This is a genomic window from Solitalea lacus, assembly GCF_022014595.1.
Lineage (GTDB): Bacteria > Bacteroidota > Bacteroidia > Sphingobacteriales > Sphingobacteriaceae > Solitalea > Solitalea lacus.
On the sequence record NZ_CP091740.1, the window covers coordinates 1,969,733 to 1,985,997 of the forward strand.

Below are 16,265 nucleotides of genomic sequence, written 5' to 3' on the forward strand. Positions count from 1 at the left end.
CCCTGTATCTCCTCGTAATTGGCTTTTTGCTTTTTGAAATAATATTGTTCTACTTTTTGACCTGCATTTTTTCATGAGGTTACTTGATTGGCTCGTATTAATTCTTGCGCTTTCATTTATTGTTGTATACGGTTTGTATAAAAGTGGTAAGAATAAAACTACTGAAACGTTTCTACGGGCAAATACTTCTCCTTGGTACATGGTGGGTTTAACGATTATGGCAACCCAGGCTAGTGCTGTAACATTTCTTTCGGCGCCCGGGCAGGCATATACGGATGGAATGCGTTTTGTGCAGTACTATTTTGGACTGCCATTGGCAATGGTGGTTTTGTGCTTAACGGCAGTGCCGATTTATCATAAGCTGAAAGTTTATACAGCTTATGAATATCTCGAAAGTCGATTTGACTTAAAAACACGTTCGTTAGCAGCATTTTTATTCCTAATTCAACGCGGTTTAGGAACTGGTATTACTGTTTTTGCACCTAGTATTATTCTTTCTTCTATTTTAGGCTGGAATATTTATGTAACCAATTTTGTGATATGTGCTGTTGTGGTAATCTACACGGTTACCGGAGGAATACGTGCAGTAAGTTACACCCAAATGGGGCAAATGACTATTATCCTTTCAGGAATGGTGATTGCCGGTATACTAATCACTTATTTGTTGCCACAGCACATAGGATTTACAGACGCATTAAAGCTAGGTGGTAAACTGGGGCATATGAATATCATTGATCTTAAGTTTGACCTGAATAATAAATATAATATTTGGTCGGGGATAATTGGAGGGTTCTTTTTAGCATTATCTTACTTTGGAACCGATCAGTCACAAGTGGCTCGTTACCTTTCAGCAAAGGATACTACAGAAAGCCGTTTGGGGTTGCTATTTAATGGGTTGGTTAAAATTCCGATGCAGTTTGGAATTTTGTTGATTGGCGTGCTGCTTTTGGTTTTTTATCAGTTTCAACGGGCTCCCGTTTTTTTTAATCAAGTTGAACTGAGTAAACTGAAGGAAAGCCACTATGCACCACAGCTGAAAGAAATTGAAAATAAGCATGCCATACTATTTAATCAGAAAAAAGCGCATGCTGATGAATTAGTGGTAGCATTAAATAATGACGATCAATCTGCTGTAAATAAGCTTCAAAGTGAACTGGCAAGTGACACTAAAGCTCAACAACAAGTTCGTGAAGAACTTAAAGGATTAATATTGAAAAATGATCCTGCAGCCAATGCCGATGATGTAAATTATGTTTTCCTTTGGTTCGTAACACATCATTTTCCTTCCGGCCTGGTTGGTTTATTGATAGCAGTTATTTTAGCGGCATCAATGTCCTCATCATCTTCGGCTTTACAAGCCCTGGCTTCAACTTCCGTGATTGATATTTATAAAAGAAATGTAAAAACAAATGCAGAAGACGCACATTATCTAATCGCATCCAAATGGGCAACCGTTATCTGGGGCTTTTTTGTAATGATTGTTGCAGGTTTGGCTACACAGCTAGGCAGTTTGATTGAGGCTGTAAATGTATTGGGCTCGTTGTTTTATGGCGCTATTTTAGGTATTTTCATGGTGGCATTCTTCATGAAGTGGATAAACGGGGCCGCTGTATTTTGGGCGGCTGTTATAACTCAGGGCCTTGTTCTATTTGGGTATTTTTTTACCGGTATTTCCTTTTTATGGTATAATTTAATCGGATGTGTATTGGTAATGGGCATTGCTGCAATATTGCAAATTGGCTTAACCCAAAAGGCAGAGGTTACCATTTGATGCTTGAAGATTAAATTTTTACCTTGAGGTAATCATCATTACTTACTGTAAAATCAATAAATCTTTAGTCGTCAGATGAAAAACATTCTTAAGCAAATTGTTGTTCTGTTTTTTCTTTATTCTCTTAGCTCATCTGTATATGCTCAGCAACTAAAACCGGGTTTTGATGCCGTAGAGTATGCAGACTTGTTAAATTTAGAATACGATTCGCTCCAGACAGGTGTTTCCATTCAAAATTCGTCTTTTCATAGCTATAAACTATTCTATCAATCACCAGAAGTTGGCTTATTTAATAAGTGTTTTCTTTGGGTAAGGAGTGATGATGTTGTTGTGCTTGTTATTAGAGGTACAATCAGCAAAACTGAGTCCTGGCTGGAAAACTTTTATTCGGCCATGATACCGGCAAAAGGTACTTTGCAGCTAAATGACAGCACTCAGTTTGAATATAAATTTGCAGAAAAAGATAATGCCTACGTTCATGTAGGATGGACTGTTGGTTTGGCGCATCTGGCACCGTTTATCATTTCGCAATTAAATGAGTTATACAAAATCGGCATGAAACAAGTAATAATATTCGGACATAGTCAGGGTGGGGCACTTGCTTATCTTACACGATCGTATCTTGAATATTTACCGCAAAACCAACTCCCAAAAGATATTCAATATAAAACCTACTGCAGTGGGGCACCAAAGCCGGGTAATTTGTATTATGCTTATGACTTTGATTTTATTACACGGGTCGGGTGGGCATTTCGTATTGTGAATTCTGCGGATTGGGTTCCGGAAACACCGTTAACTGTTCAAACATTAAATGATATGAATCAGGCTAATCCTTTAGTTAATTACAAGGAGTCAATAAAGGATATGCCTTGGTTGGTAAGGTCTTATTTGAATTCGGCTTATAGAAAAATGAATAACACCGCAGAAAAGGGAGTAAACTATTATCACAAATACTTAGGGCATTTAGTATATGATCAAGTGAAAAAAACAATGCCTCAGTTGAAGGAGCCACAATATGCACCTTCCAATGCTTATGTGCCTGCAGGCAATCAAATTGTGCTTCTTACGGATTCAGAATATAATGCCAGGTTTAAGTTTACCGGTAAGAATATATTTGTACATCATTTGTTTAATCCCTACCTATTTCTCCTTAAAAAATATTATTTCCAGCCGAATCAATAATAGTTATGCATGCATTTGTATTTTAAAAAAATATAGTATTTTTCGAGCTCAGATAGTAAGCCTATAAGAAATGAAGAATTTGATAGTAATGGCAATTCCTGGTTTTATCATTTTATTGATAACAGAGCTGGTAGTTGCCTATTTTCAAAAAAAGCACGATGACTACTTTGATGCTAAAGATACTGCAAGCAGTCTTTCCATGGGTATCGGTAATGTGTTGATTGGTTTTGTTAGTAAAGCTATAATTCCCGTTGCGTTGGGTTTTGTTTACCAATATCGTTTTTTTACATTGCCTGAAAACACATGGTGGCCATGGGTGCTGTGTTTCTTTGCCGATGATTTTTCATATTATTGGTTTCATCGTACCAGTCACAGTGTTCGCTATTTTTGGGCTTCACATGTGGTTCATCATTCTTCTCAAAAATATAACCTGGGAACAGCGCTTCGTCAAACCTGGACAGGCAATTTAACAGGATCATGGTTGTTTTGGATGTGGATGCCACTAGTTGGATTCACCCCAACAATGATTGCTACCATGATGTCTATTAGTCTATTGTATCAGTTCTGGATTCATACTGAAATGATTAAACAAATGCCGCGACTTATTGAGTTTATCTTTAATACTCCAGCTCATCATCGTGTCCATCATGCTTCAGATGTAAAGTATTTAGATAGAAATCATGCCGGAATATTAATTATTTGGGATCGTATGTTCGGAACCTTTATAAAAGAAGATGTCCACCCAACTTATGGTTTAACTAAAAATATTGAAACCTATAATCCTTTCCGTATTGCATTTGACGAGTGGGGAACGGTATTTAAAGATGTTTGGAATGCTCCTACATGGAAAGCAAAGTTTGGGTATCTGTTTGGCCCTCCAGGTTGGAGCCATGATGGTAGCCGGAAAACATCAGCACAATTAAAAACTGAATTTGAATTAAACGATAAAACAAATTCGACGGCTCAACAACAGCCAGTGGAATTAATAAGTTAATAAAGGGAAAAGGAGGCTTTCGGGCCAAAGTCCATTGAGCACATGCTAACTTTATTAACAGCAGTTGAAGCAATGCGAATTTTTATTAGGTTTTATTTTTCGGCCCAAATCAGTTTTAACTCATTATTTCGGTTCTTGGTGAAAAATAGATATTGATTTCCTCCATCAGAGAGATTTAATGTTTTTCTGATTTCTTCAACTGAATAAGGAAAATTCCGTTTGCTTACATTAGCTTTCTTAATACCCTTTTCTTTTAGAAGTTTTTTTATTGTTTTAGGCTGATAGTCCAGCTGCTTTATAATTCTAAAAAATCTACCTGGGAATGAAGATTCAACAGGTTCTTGCGAATAAAAGTAACCGTCTGCTTGGTCAAAAGTAATGTTCAGATTTGGATAATACTCATTGAAAAGCTCAATGCACAAACGACTTTTGTAAAAGGCGACGTCAGGTTCAATTAAATAGTTAACTCCATCGTTGCTTGGTATAGCCGCAGGAGGGGCTTGTTCAGACTGAAACTTAAACTGTTGTTCAATGCCTTTTTTGCTTATATGAATTTGATTGAGTTGAGTTTGGTTCGAATCTGTAAAATCAAATTCAAGCAAAAGCTCTTTACATTCATTATCAACAGATACAACGGTAAGGCTCTTCATTGAAGGAAATCTTTTCCATGCCTCCGAATTATCAAAGAGGGGAGAGGCTTTAACTATCAGTTTCTTACAGATGGGCTCCACCAGTGGAAGTATCGTGTACAAATCAGGTGAACAATCTTCAAATAAAAAAACGCGTCCTTGTGCGTCATCTCTTCTGGCTGGATCAACAAAAATTAAGTCAAACTTTTCGCCATTGTAATTGCTTATGAAATCTTCGGCAGTGGTATTAATTAACTCAATGTTTGTGGCGTTAAGTTTATTGAAGTTGAAACGGGTTATGTTGGCTAATGTTTCATTCATCTCAAGGCTGACAACCCTTTCAAATTGTTTGGAGAAATATAAGCTGTCGACCCCTAAACCACATGTTAAATCAAGACAATATTTACCAGAATATTTTTTTAGGGCTGCTGTGACTTCACTGCTTGATTGTTCATAAGATAAAGCAGGAATAATGCAACGTGCAGCAAAATAAGAAGGTAGTTTTGCTTTTGCCTTCTGCAGATATTTTAATTGTGAGGAGATTAATCCTGTCGGAATTTGGGACGCTTTATGACTGAGAGCAAATTTTAAAGGATCAAAATCAATATACTGATCTATTAATTTCCGTGCTTCATCGGACTTTAAAAGTTCAAATTCCTGCTGATTCATTAGGACGAAACTTAAGACAAGCTTAAGGTTTTATTTATCTTTTAAGATTATTTCTTCAATTTTTAAATAACACATATCTTCTTTATTCTCGATATGGCTTTTTTTGATGACTAATGTTTTTTTGAAGAGAGGGGCATCTAGTACTAATGTATGATATTCTCCTTGTTCACCCGCTAAATCAATGCCTTTAAGTTCTTTAAACATAGATAATTGATCGATTTTTGAGGGCGAAATAAGGTCTCCAACCCAGCTTTGGGTAAACCAGGGGCGGCGCACCAGAGAAAAAATTACTTTGAAGCTGTTCTTTGTTAATTCTTCAAGTAGCTCTTTACGGTCGCGTTGCCATAAAGGTGTATAAACGTTCATTTTTGAAGCAGCACTTCGCTCTTTTATCCAGTTTGGGTAGCTGTTTACTTCATCAATATCACCACTGATCAACAGATCAATTCCGTCAACTTCTTTTAAAAGTCTGATCGCTTTTTCGTACTCCTCTTTAAAGGGTTCATCAATTTGAATCACTTTGTGAGGAATACCCACTGCTTCAGATTGAAGTTGAAGTACAGAAATTGGATGGGCTAAAAAATCGGCATTGTGAGGAGCGAAAGTGATTAAATAATCAATTTTAATTTGTTCCTTATAAGCTTGATGTAAAGCTAGTACACAATCTTTACCACCGGTCCACAATACTGCAGCTGATTTTGAGGTCATACAAAGAGAGTAAATGGTAAATAAGTCTAGTTATGACTTTAGATGAATTAAAGGCTAAAACTACTAACCTTGTATCCATAAAAAAGCCTTTGGCAAAAATACCAAAGGCTTTTCTATATTTTTAAAAGTTTCTTAGTTTTTTACTTCTGAAGCAGGAGCTTCGAAAGGAACAACTGAAACGTATGACTTGTCATCTTTTTTCTTTTTGAAAACAACAGTACCATCAATTAATGCAAACAAAGTATGGTCTTTACCAATACCTACGTTTTTATCAGGATTGTGTTTGGTACCACGTTGACGAACGATGATATTACCAGCGATAGCAGATTGGCCACCGAAAATTTTAATACCTAAACGTTTACTATGTGACTCACGGCCGTTCTTCGAACTACCCGCACCTTTTTTATGTGCCATTTCTTAAAATTCCTTTCTTAATGATTAGAATACAATGTTTTCGATTTGAATTTTGGTAAACGACTGACGGTGACCGTTTTTACGTTTATACCCTTTACGACGTTTTTTCTTGAAAACGATAACTTTATCGCCTTTTAAGTGAGAAACGATTTTAGCGGTTACTTTTGAACCTGCAACGTTTGGAGCACCAACCGAAATTTTGTCGCCGTTAGCTACCAATAAAACATCGCCAAATTCAATACTAGCGCCCTCTTCTCCTTGTAAACGGTGTACAAAGATCTGCTGGTCTTTTGCAACTTTAAACTGTTGCCCGGCTATATTTACTATTGCGTACATGATGAATTAAATAAAATATTTTTTAATGAGGTGCAAAAATAGAAATTTGGTTTGATAAAACGAAGTCTTTTAAAAATAATGTTGATTAACAAAAATGACCTCGACTTCGGATTTTTGTACTTAAATTTCAGATAAGATTTCATTCATATTGCTCACCCAAAAGCCTCTTTCTCTCATTTTTATTACTTCTTATTGTTGGTGTATTTAACAATCAGTTGATTTCTAATATTTACATATAATGCAGGAACCTGACTCATTAATCCTTTACAGAAACCGGTTATTTCTTCTTGGAGATTTTCACAGTCAGGATTAATGGCAATCTTTTGTTCTAATAGTTGCATTTCATCAGCAATCTTTTTTTCGAAAATTTCGATTGCAGCCTTTACATCTTTAATTGCATCTTGGTACTGCATTTGAACCATATTATCAACAAAATCTATTGTCCATCGTGCTGATTCATCACTATATACTTCAGGGTTATAAATCTGATATGCCGGATGAATAGATTTAACACCTAAATATAAAGGCAGGTAAGCACTTATCTGAGGGTTGTCAAGATAGATCCAGTAAATGCATGCAATATCATCAGGTAGCTTTTCTCTCAGTTGACAAATCATCCCGTAGTAACCGAAGTGACGGGCTACTGTACGGCGATGAGAAAGTTTTAACAATCTGCGTAAATCATTAGAAGGAAAAGGTGTAGCTAAGGGACTTTTAACAGTATTTCCTTCGTTATCCAGCACGTACCATTGAGGTTGTTCAGTTATATCGTAAATGGTGTTTTCAAATACTGAACGTTGGAACGATTTGATGAACTCAACAGTTAGTGGAATTTCTGGTTTGACAGAAAACGGATACAGGGATAAAGGTTCAACATATTGACCATATTGATCAAGCGTTTTAAACTTATCTTTTTCCAATTTTCGGTCAGGCCATTGAGTATATGAAGGTGCAATGGAAGAATAGAACAACCATAGACGTTCAGTAGCCCATTCCCGTGGTACAGGACAATAAATTTCTTGCCATATAAATGGTTTAGCCATACAGTCGTCATACCAACCCCTATTTAGAGCTTCACTTTTATAATGTTTTGAAACAATGAAGTTTTCGGTGTCCTGGTCATCAATTTCTCTAATAATACTCCAATTAGCAATAATCAGCGCTTCGTCGTTTTGAAGTTTCCTGGCTACCCAAATTGCGCCCGGCTTTCCGGAATTGGGTTGCCAATTCGGACCCACCCCAACAACTTCCATTACCCAAATTTCATCAGGATCAGCGATGCAAAAAGCTTCGGCTCCATTAACACAGGAAGGTAAAAAACCATAAGTTTCCATCAGCCCGGCAATGCAATAAATTGCTTGCTGTGCAGTTTTACAACGCTGAAGTGCAAAAATCATAGCCTGCTCTGCAGTAATAATGGCTCCACTATTATCACGGCTACAAACAAGTTCTTCCTTTTGGGAAATCGTGCTTTCTGCAATTACCAGCTGGTGCTCATTTATGTGCGAGTAAGCTGAGTGAAAATATCGAAAGGTCTCTTTGACCTGAGGAATTTGTCCAAGTACTTCACCGAAATCATTTAGGTCGTCATTTCTGATTTCCTGTAAGCCCCAGTAAACATTTGCTTGGGAACCCTCTGGGTAGCTTGCTCTTTCAATAATTCTAACTCGGGAGTCTTTACCCGCATCTGAATGACTGACCAGGATTGAACCATCGGCAGTAGCTTTTTTACCTGCAGCTATAATTGTGCACATAGGTTTCTACCTGAAAATAAAGCCTTCTTTAAATGGATCTTCCGGATCAAAATAAAACTCATTTTGACCAGTGATGAAAGCAGTGCCTCCAACTTGGGGAATGATGGCATCGTAAGCCCCAAATGAGGTTAATTCTGCAACTTTTACAGTCATTGTACTGCCTAAAATACTTTCGATGGTTATTTCTTGATTTTCAGTTAATTCACCTTTTGCATGATGCAGTGCTGCGCGGGCGCTAACGCCTGATCCGGTTGCAGAACGATCAACTTCACCATCGGCGAAAATGCAAACATTGCGGCTATGGTGTTTAGGGTTTTCTGGCTTACCTGTAAAAATGGTTCCGTATAAAAAGCTTAAATCTTTCTCAAAAGGATGATCAATTTCAAAATTGTCCATTACCGCAAGCTTAATACGACGGCCATAATCTATTAATTTATTGAAATTATCAGGTTTCATGCTTAATCCCAATGCATCAGCATCTACGAAGGCATAAAAGGCTCCTCCATAAGCAATATCAAATTTAATAGTTCCAATTCCAGCAACTTCAACCTGTTGATCTCTCATGTATAAGAAAGAAGGGACATTTCTGAAACTCACTTCTATCACTTTGCCATTTTCAATAATTGCTTTTGCCCGCACCTTCCCGGCAGGTACATTTATAGTTAGTTCTGGTGTATTACTGTTTTTATCGATCAGGCCGGTTTCAAATACAAGTTTGGTTAATGCTATAATTGCATGCCCACACATAGTACTGTATCCTTCGTTATGCAGGAAGAAGACATCAAAGTCTGCATCTAAGGATGTTGTAAGTACGGCTCCGTACATATCAGCATGTCCACGTGGCTCCCACATTATGCCTGTACGAATAAAATCAAGGTTTTCTTTAAAATATCTTCTTTTATCAAGAACAGTATTGCCTTTAATTTCAGGTAAGCCAGAGGTGAAAACACGCAAAGGTTCTCCTCCTGTATGCATGTCAATCGTTGTGATTCTGGTCCAGTGTTGAGGAGCTTTCCAATTCCAGTTATTGAATAAGTTATGCATCTGAATTTTTGGTTTATAATTGAATTAACTGGCCGGCTTTTTTGGCTACTGCAGCTTTATACATTTCTTGTGCAACAAACAAATCAAATAGGGCCATACCAGCCGATTTATATACAGTGGTTTGGTTTACATTGATTTGCTGCTCATTAGTTAGTACTTTCCCAAGGGTAAAGACATTTTCTTCAGTGATTAATCCTTTTTTTATAGGATTTATAATGTCTCCAACTTCCTTGCGAGCACCATCGGAATCAATTGCCAGCTTTCCGGCCAAACGAAATACACTGTCAGGTAACTCCTGCATATCAGGTTTATAAGAGCCTATGCTAATAAAATGTTTTCCTTGTAGCATATCGGGGTTGTCAGGTAAAACAGGCTCCGCCGATCTGCTGGCGGCTACTATAACATCAGTTAACGATAGAATTTCTTCTGCCGTCTTGCAGGGAACAATTGTTACGTTGGGAAAGAAGTGGTTTATTTCAAATGCAAGCTTCTGTACACTTTCAGGAGTACGTTCAAGACAATAAATTATTTCAATTTGACGTACAGAACAGGCAAACAATGCTTGGTGAATACCCTGGACTCCGCAACCGATTAATCCGATAGAGCTAACGTTTGGAGGAGTCATGTATTTAATTCCGATTGCACCTAAAGCGCCAGTGCGTAAGGCTGTTAATTTAGCCGCATTGAAAATTGCCAAAGGCATTCCGGTTTTGGCATCGTTCAAAATCATTACTCCGTTTGTTACAGGTAATTGTTTTGTACTATTATCAGGAACTACCGAAACCAGTTTGGTTCCAAAATGACTTTCAGAGAAGGAAGGCATTACCAGAAAAGTGTTCTCCTCCCGATCAAAATGTAACCGCTGTGGAGCAAAACATTTCTTTTTCTCATTATCAATCAAGGCCGTTTCAACAGCTTCAATAACTTCTTGAAATGAAAGTAATTGTGCAATGTCAGTGTTGTTTAATACAAGCATGTTTAGTTTACGTAAAATGAAGAATTTCTTTCAGGGAATTTTCTTAACCCATTAATATATGCTTGGGTTTTCAGGCAATTCTAATAAAGTTTTACTGTTTATTTATTTAAGTGATTCTAATCGGTTAATATTTATTCAATACTTGTTAATAACATTAAAATGTTGTGGGATGATAAAATTGAGTAGAAGCCAAAGACCGCCCATTATGAAAATGGCAATGGAGACAACAGCAATTATTTTCTTATATATGTTGCTTGGCTTGATTCTAGCTTGGTGGCGATTAATAGAACGAGAGTTGATTTTATGAATTTCTCTTTGCAGCTTTTGGAATTCCTTTCGTTTTTCATCCTCGCTAAGCTGAATGGCAATAGATGAGAATAATGCTTTAGCTTCGTTAAATTCATTTTGTTTTTCGGGGTGATTTTCTATCCATTCATTCCAAAAAGTAATATCACTTTCGTTGGTCTTAAAGCAATAATTGATGAACGAATCATCGGTTAAAAAATCTTTAACTGTATAATGTTCATGAACCATAATTTTTGTTTTTTATTAAAGAGTATGGCTTTAGGAATTTTTACCAAGAAAAAATGAACTTTTTTAATTTTTTATTCCAAAACGATTAGTACTTGGAATTAGAGGTCAGGTACTCCACAAAAAGAAAGTAATGATCAGAATAGGAACCAGTAACAAATAATCGGGAATAGTACATTCTGGCGCAATAGGTTTATTGCTGCATGAATAGTGTTGTAAATGGTACGGATTGAAATGGAGGTTCTGCCAGCTATTTCCTCGTAACTCAATTGCTCAAAGAAACGGAGCTTTATGAGTTCTTGCCCATCTGACAAGACGAGAATTGTCTACTGTAATAAGGAGCCTCGATAAAAGTAACAAATAGTTTCTATATATGGAAACTATTTGTTACTTTTGTATTTATTAAAGAAAATAGTGAGGGTGTTATTTACCATGAAAAAATGTTTTGAAATTGAAGTATCAGAGGATGCCGAGGAATTCCTCGAGGGAATGGAAGAAAAAGCTAAATTAAAGTTTGCCAAAGTCTTTTTAAAAGTCAAAGAAGGACTTAGCAAAGAAGAAGACTTTAAAAAGCTTAAAGATTCAGATGGAATTTTTGAATTTAGAGTAAGGGATAATAAGGTGTTTTACAGAATCCTGGCTTTCATGGCAAAATATGAGGGTGATGATTTTACTACTATTATTTGCACTCATGGATTCTTAAAAACAACCGACAACACCCCAAAGTCGGAAATTCAAAAAGCAAAAAAGATAAAGAAAACTTATCTTGAAGATTAATTTAAACACTTCAAGCCTAAATGAATTAGGCTTGAAGTTATTCTTCAAGCAATTAAAACTTACGTTATAAATATTTATTTAAAAGATGATTAAAACAAAATCGACTGTACAAGATCAAGGATCTGACTACGGTGCGATTGTGTCACTTCCCCGCAATCGAAAAAAGGGAAAAAGCATCGACTATTTCATTGAAAAAACAGTTGGGAAGGAAGGATCAGAAGAACGAAAAACTTTTGAAATTGAATTCAAATTAGAATTATTACAAGAAGCTATTAAAGAAGCGAGAAAGATTCGACATCTTTCTCAAGAACAATTAGGAGAAAAGATTGGTGTGAAAAAAGCTCAAATAAGTAAACTTGAAAAAGGATACAATAATACTACAATAGGAATACTCACTAAAGTGCTAGATGCTTTAGATGCAAAAGTTAAAATAACAATTGAGTTAGAAAATCAACATTTAGAATTTGTTTAAAATTAAAAAAGCTATCCGAATGGATAGCTTTTTTGGATATATCCCGCGACAAAAAAATACCGAATCATATTATTTACACCAGGAGAAAGCCCACCAGTCCCAGAGCTGCTCCGAATAAACATAATGCCCTACAAAAAGGAAGTAATGATTTAGAATAGGAACCAGTAACAAATAATCGGGAATAGTACATTCTGGCGCAATAGGTTTATTGCTGCATGAATAGTGTTGTAAATGGTACGGATTGAAATGGAGGTTCTGCCAGCTATTTCCTCATAACTCAATTGCTCAAAGAAACGGAGCTTTATGAGTTCTTTTTGTCTGGTAGTGAGATTGTTAATAGCGGCATGTATTCTTGTTTTGCGTTCAGAGTCAATTTCCTGATCAATCAATAATTGTTCATATGAAGCGATTTCAGGTTCTATAGGGAATACATCATAATTCAGTTCTTTTTGTTTACAGATTGCTTTTGTAAGTCGACGTTTGTAGCAAATTAAAATATAATGCTGTATTTGACGAATTGAATCTAATCGCTCCCTTTTAGTCCAAAGATCGATAAAAACCCCATTGATTTGATCTTTTACGATTTCACGGTCTCGGCTAATTCTTAAACCAAAACGGAACAAATTATCATAGGAAACCTCATACAATCTGTATAAAGCTCGTTCATTACCAAGCCTTATTTCACTCCATAGCCAATTATATTCTTCGTTGCAATAAAACATGATTAATTGGGGTTAAATCATACTGTTAATTAAATTGAAGCAAATTGATTATTCCAATTTAGCTGAAATGATAAAGCTTGATCGGTAATATATTGACCTTTTGTATGTAGATATTGATTTGTTTGTGTTAATAAAATATGAGCGGTTTTTGTTTGCTAATGGTTATAAAAATAGAAAACCGGTTAATATGTTAACCGGCTTTCAAATAAGATTTTTGTAGAATTTGATTATTTTTTTTCGCTTTCTTCAATTTTGGATTCAATGAAATTCTTCAGTTCGCGTACCCGTTCCATGTATTGAGGTTTTTCCGCTGCTTGTTCATCCCATGTTATGCTTTTACATTTTTGTGTGTAACACATGTTTATGAAAAAGCGTGGGGTTGTTGCTTGTGATCCTCCAATCATTTGATCAGGCATATCAAAATACATTAAATCCCACATTTTTTGGTGGATCTCTTTTATAGCCTCTGGAGTCAGCGTTACTTTTTCAATAATTAACGAATCCTGGTTATTTCTGTACCTCAACTCCTGAGTTTTTGAATTGTATTCATAACCAACTTCATTACCTTTTGTAAACTTCACTTCTAAATGGTCAAACTCTACCATTTTATAATGCATCTTTTTAAAATATGCAGTGTAATAATAATAACCCATGTAGATTAAAAAAGAACCTATAATCATGGTTAGCAGGTAGATTTTTTTTGCCTTTTCGTTCATCTAAACTTTTTTACTTTAAAATCTATTAAAAATTAAATTGCAACGCGTTCAATTTCCACAGAATCATCAATTGGTTCGCCTAACTCACCTTCCCATTTGCTTACTACAGCGGTAGCAATACTGTTTCCAACAACATTAGTAGCTGAACGGCCCATGTCCAACAAAGGATCTATACCTAATAACAATGCTAAACCTGCCTCAGGTATATTGAATGTTGCCAAAGTACCTGCAATTACAACTAATGAAGCTCTGGGAACCCCAGCAATACCCTTACTAGTTAGCATCAGGACTAATAACATGGTTACTTGTTGTCCTATAGAAAGGTGAATGTCATATGACTGAGCGATGAATAATGATGCAAAGGTCATGTACATCATTGAACCATCAAGATTGAAGGAATACCCCAGTGGTAATACGAAACTTACGATTTTGTTTTTGCAACCAAAGCGCTCTAATTGCTCCATGGTTTTAGGGTAAGCAGCTTCGCTACTTGATGTGCTGAAGGCAAGCAGGATAGGTTCTTTTATTCTTCCAATTAAGTCAAAAGCTCGTTTCTTTAAAATGGTTGAGCCGATTAACGTAAGCAGTAACCAAAGGAAAAGTAAGCCTCCATAGAACTCTATAATGAATAGGGCATAGGTTGAAAGAATACCCAAACCTTGCTTTGCTATTATGGCGGTCATTGCACCAAAAACAGCAAAAGGGGCAAATTTCATAACATAGCCGGTAACTTTTAATATAACGTGTGCTACCGCATCAAATAATTTAATTACAATTTTACCTTGTTCGCCAATTGCAGCTGTCGCTACACCAAAGAACAATGCAAAAACAACTATTTGTAAAATTTCATTGCTTGCCATTGCTTCAATAACACTTTTAGGGAATATGTGTGCAATGAAATCTTTGAAACTTAGGGCTGCTTTTTGAATTCCGGTACTTGCATGGGTATCTGGTAAAGGCAAATTCATAGCTTCTCCCGGACGGAAGATGTTTACCAAAATCATTCCCAACAGTAATGAAAGTAGACTGGCGCTTAAAAACCAAAGTAAAGTTTTACCTCCAATACGTCCTACCGATTTTATATCCCCAAGTTTAGCCACTCCAACAACCAAGGTAGTTAGTACCAATGGCGCAACAATCATTTTAATTAAGCGAAGGAAAATATCACTCAATACGGTGAAAAGCTCCAGTTTTTTTTCGCGCAACTTATCGTTTTCTGATTTGCTTTTTTGAGCTTCCGAAATTTCAGTTGTTAGCTGTTTGTATGCAGTAGAAGCACTATCTAGTGTAGGTAATTTTTTTTCGGCAACCGCTATTTTTTGGGTAGCTGCGGATATTCCATCATTATAGGTGTTGATATAGGAAACGTTAAGAATGTACCCTAAAATTACACCCAATATTAAGGCGATAAAGATGTATAGGGTTAACCTGTTTTTTTTCTCCAACATAGAAATGATTTGTTTTTTGATAATCCGCAAATCTATAAAAAACTATGGGCTTGTAAGCTTCTTATATTGCTTAATTAATAGTTTAATACACAAAAAAAACGCCAGTACATGGTACCGGCGTTAGATTATTGCTTTTATAACTTAGTTAGTTAAGTCTTCTGCATAAATAGAGCTATGCTCTTTAGCCGCCAAATAGCGTTCAGCATCAAGTGCTGCCATACAACCTGAACCGGCTGCAGTTACCGCTTGACGGTAAATATGGTCTTGTACGTCACCTGCAGCAAATACTCCTTCAATATTGGTTTTTGTGCTACCTGATTTAGTAATGATGTAACCATTTTCATCCATATCCAACCAGTCTTTAAACACGTCGGTATTTGGTTTGTGACCTATGGCTACAAAGAAACCTGTAACGTCAATAGTCGTCTCTTTACCAGTTTCATTATTAATTAATAATGCTCCGGTTACATTTTGGCCGTCACCTAAAATTTCTTTGGTTTCTTGGTTGAACAATACCTCAATATTAGGAGTGTTCATTACACGGTGCTGCATAGCTTTAGAAGCACGCATTTCACCTTTACGAATAATCATATAAACTTTATTGCAAAGTTTTGACAGGTAAGTAGCTTCTTCAGCTGCTGTATCTCCTGCACCAACAATGGCAACATCTTGCTTACGGAAAAAGAATCCGTCGCAAACAGCGCAAGCAGAAACTCCAAAACCGTTATATTTTTCTTCAGAAGGTAATCCCAACCATTTAGCAGAAGCTCCGGTTGAAATAATTACTGAGTCAGCTGTTATTACTTTTCCATCATCTAAAGTTACCCTGTGAGGAAGTGAAGAGAAATCAACAGCCGTAACAATACCAAAACGTACTTCAGCTCCAAAGCGTTCAGCCTGTTTTTTGAAATCTTCCATCATTTCTGGTCCTTGAGTACCTTCAGGATAACCAGGGAAGTTTTCAACTTCAGTTGTAGTTGTAAGCTGTCCGCCTGGTTGCAAACCTGTGTACATAACTGGTTTCAAATCAGCGCGCGCAGCATAAATAGCCGCAGTGTAACCTGCGGGTCCTGATCCGATGATCAGGCAATGAATGTGTTCTAATTCGCTTGACATACTTTT

18 protein-coding genes are annotated in these 16,265 nt (G+C 36.4%); 5 read left to right on the top strand and 13 right to left on the bottom strand.

The features are described from left to right. Window positions 1–73 precede the first annotated feature (73 nt). The 3 genes from L2B55_RS08335 to L2B55_RS08345 all read left to right on the top strand — a co-directional run bounded on the left by L2B55_RS08335 (window position 74) and on the right by L2B55_RS08345 (window position 3,947). Window positions 74–1,771 carry a sodium:solute symporter family protein gene (locus tag L2B55_RS08335; protein WP_237850077.1) on the top strand — a complete coding sequence of 566 codons (1,698 nt, stop codon included), beginning with the start codon at window positions 74–76 and terminating at the stop codon, window positions 1,769–1,771. Between the two features lie 75 nt (window positions 1,772–1,846). Next, window positions 1,847–2,953, top strand: a complete 1,107-nt coding sequence (locus tag L2B55_RS08340; protein WP_237850078.1) for a lipase family protein — start codon at window positions 1,847–1,849, stop codon at window positions 2,951–2,953. Between the two features lie 70 nt (window positions 2,954–3,023). Continuing rightward, window positions 3,024–3,947 (top strand): sterol desaturase family protein, encoded by a 924-nt coding sequence (locus L2B55_RS08345; RefSeq protein ID WP_237850079.1) that lies wholly within the window; start codon window positions 3,024–3,026, stop codon window positions 3,945–3,947. Window positions 3,948–4,039: 92 nt separating this feature from the next. Here the strand turns inward: L2B55_RS08345 and L2B55_RS08350 are convergent, their stop codons facing one another. The 9 genes from L2B55_RS08350 to L2B55_RS19040 form a co-directional block, all read right to left on the bottom strand. After that, the gene (locus L2B55_RS08350) at window positions 4,040–5,245 is read right to left on the bottom strand and encodes a THUMP-like domain-containing protein (protein WP_237850080.1); all 1,206 of its coding nucleotides are present in this window, start codon (window positions 5,243–5,245) and stop codon (window positions 4,040–4,042) included. 30 nt (window positions 5,246–5,275) lie between these two features. Next, a complete protein-coding gene (locus L2B55_RS08355) occupies window positions 5,276–5,953 on the bottom strand; it encodes a Dph6-related ATP pyrophosphatase (RefSeq protein WP_237850081.1) in 678 nt (225 codons plus the stop codon). A 132-nt stretch (window positions 5,954–6,085) separates the two neighbouring features. Continuing rightward, window positions 6,086–6,367, bottom strand: a complete 282-nt coding sequence (gene rpmA, locus L2B55_RS08360; protein ID WP_237850082.1) for a 50S ribosomal protein L27 — start codon at window positions 6,365–6,367, stop codon at window positions 6,086–6,088. A 24-nt stretch (window positions 6,368–6,391) separates the two neighbouring features. Next, window positions 6,392–6,703: a 50S ribosomal protein L21 gene (gene rplU, locus L2B55_RS08365; protein WP_237850083.1), complete on the bottom strand. Its 312-nt coding sequence runs from the start codon at window positions 6,701–6,703 to the stop codon at window positions 6,392–6,394. Window positions 6,704–6,885: 182 nt separating this feature from the next. Beyond that, window positions 6,886–8,457, bottom strand: a complete 1,572-nt coding sequence (locus L2B55_RS08370; protein WP_237850084.1) for a dipeptidase — start codon at window positions 8,455–8,457, stop codon at window positions 6,886–6,888. A gap of 6 nt (window positions 8,458–8,463) precedes the next feature. Continuing rightward, the gene (locus tag L2B55_RS08375) at window positions 8,464–9,501 is read right to left on the bottom strand and encodes a proline racemase family protein (RefSeq protein WP_237850085.1); all 1,038 of its coding nucleotides are present in this window, start codon (window positions 9,499–9,501) and stop codon (window positions 8,464–8,466) included. Between the two features lie 13 nt (window positions 9,502–9,514). Beyond that, the gene (locus tag L2B55_RS08380; protein WP_237850086.1) at window positions 9,515–10,477 is read right to left on the bottom strand and encodes an ornithine cyclodeaminase family protein; all 963 of its coding nucleotides are present in this window, start codon (window positions 10,475–10,477) and stop codon (window positions 9,515–9,517) included. A gap of 135 nt (window positions 10,478–10,612) precedes the next feature. Further along, a complete protein-coding gene (locus L2B55_RS08385) occupies window positions 10,613–11,011 on the bottom strand; it encodes a hypothetical protein (RefSeq protein ID WP_237850087.1) in 399 nt (132 codons plus the stop codon). Between the two features lie 134 nt (window positions 11,012–11,145). Continuing rightward, a complete protein-coding gene (locus L2B55_RS19040; protein ID WP_420854516.1) occupies window positions 11,146–11,322 on the bottom strand; it encodes an RNA polymerase sigma factor in 177 nt (58 codons plus the stop codon). 118 nt (window positions 11,323–11,440) lie between these two features. Between L2B55_RS19040 and L2B55_RS08390 the strand changes: the two genes are divergently transcribed. Together L2B55_RS08390 and L2B55_RS08395 are read left to right on the top strand one after the other, a co-directional pair. Further along, the gene (locus L2B55_RS08390; protein WP_237850088.1) at window positions 11,441–11,785 is read left to right on the top strand and encodes a type II toxin-antitoxin system RelE/ParE family toxin; all 345 of its coding nucleotides are present in this window, start codon (window positions 11,441–11,443) and stop codon (window positions 11,783–11,785) included. Between the two features lie 85 nt (window positions 11,786–11,870). Beyond that, the gene (locus L2B55_RS08395) at window positions 11,871–12,257 is read left to right on the top strand and encodes a helix-turn-helix domain-containing protein (RefSeq protein ID WP_237850089.1); all 387 of its coding nucleotides are present in this window, start codon (window positions 11,871–11,873) and stop codon (window positions 12,255–12,257) included. 149 nt (window positions 12,258–12,406) lie between these two features. Here the strand turns inward: L2B55_RS08395 and L2B55_RS08400 are convergent, their stop codons facing one another. The 4 genes from L2B55_RS08400 to trxB form a co-directional block, all read right to left on the bottom strand. Next, window positions 12,407–12,979, bottom strand: coding sequence for an RNA polymerase sigma factor (locus L2B55_RS08400; protein WP_237850090.1), 573 nt, complete (start codon window positions 12,977–12,979; stop codon window positions 12,407–12,409). Between the two features lie 227 nt (window positions 12,980–13,206). Then, entirely contained in the window at window positions 13,207–13,695 is a 489-nt protein-coding gene (locus tag L2B55_RS08405) for a hypothetical protein (protein WP_237850091.1), read from the bottom strand. A gap of 32 nt (window positions 13,696–13,727) precedes the next feature. After that, the gene (locus L2B55_RS08410; RefSeq protein ID WP_237850092.1) at window positions 13,728–15,143 is read right to left on the bottom strand and encodes a dicarboxylate/amino acid:cation symporter; all 1,416 of its coding nucleotides are present in this window, start codon (window positions 15,141–15,143) and stop codon (window positions 13,728–13,730) included. A gap of 141 nt (window positions 15,144–15,284) precedes the next feature. Then, complete coding sequence (gene trxB, locus L2B55_RS08415; RefSeq protein WP_237850093.1) at window positions 15,285–16,259, bottom strand: thioredoxin-disulfide reductase; 975 nt, start codon at window positions 16,257–16,259, stop codon at window positions 15,285–15,287. Window positions 16,260–16,265 lie beyond the last annotated feature (6 nt).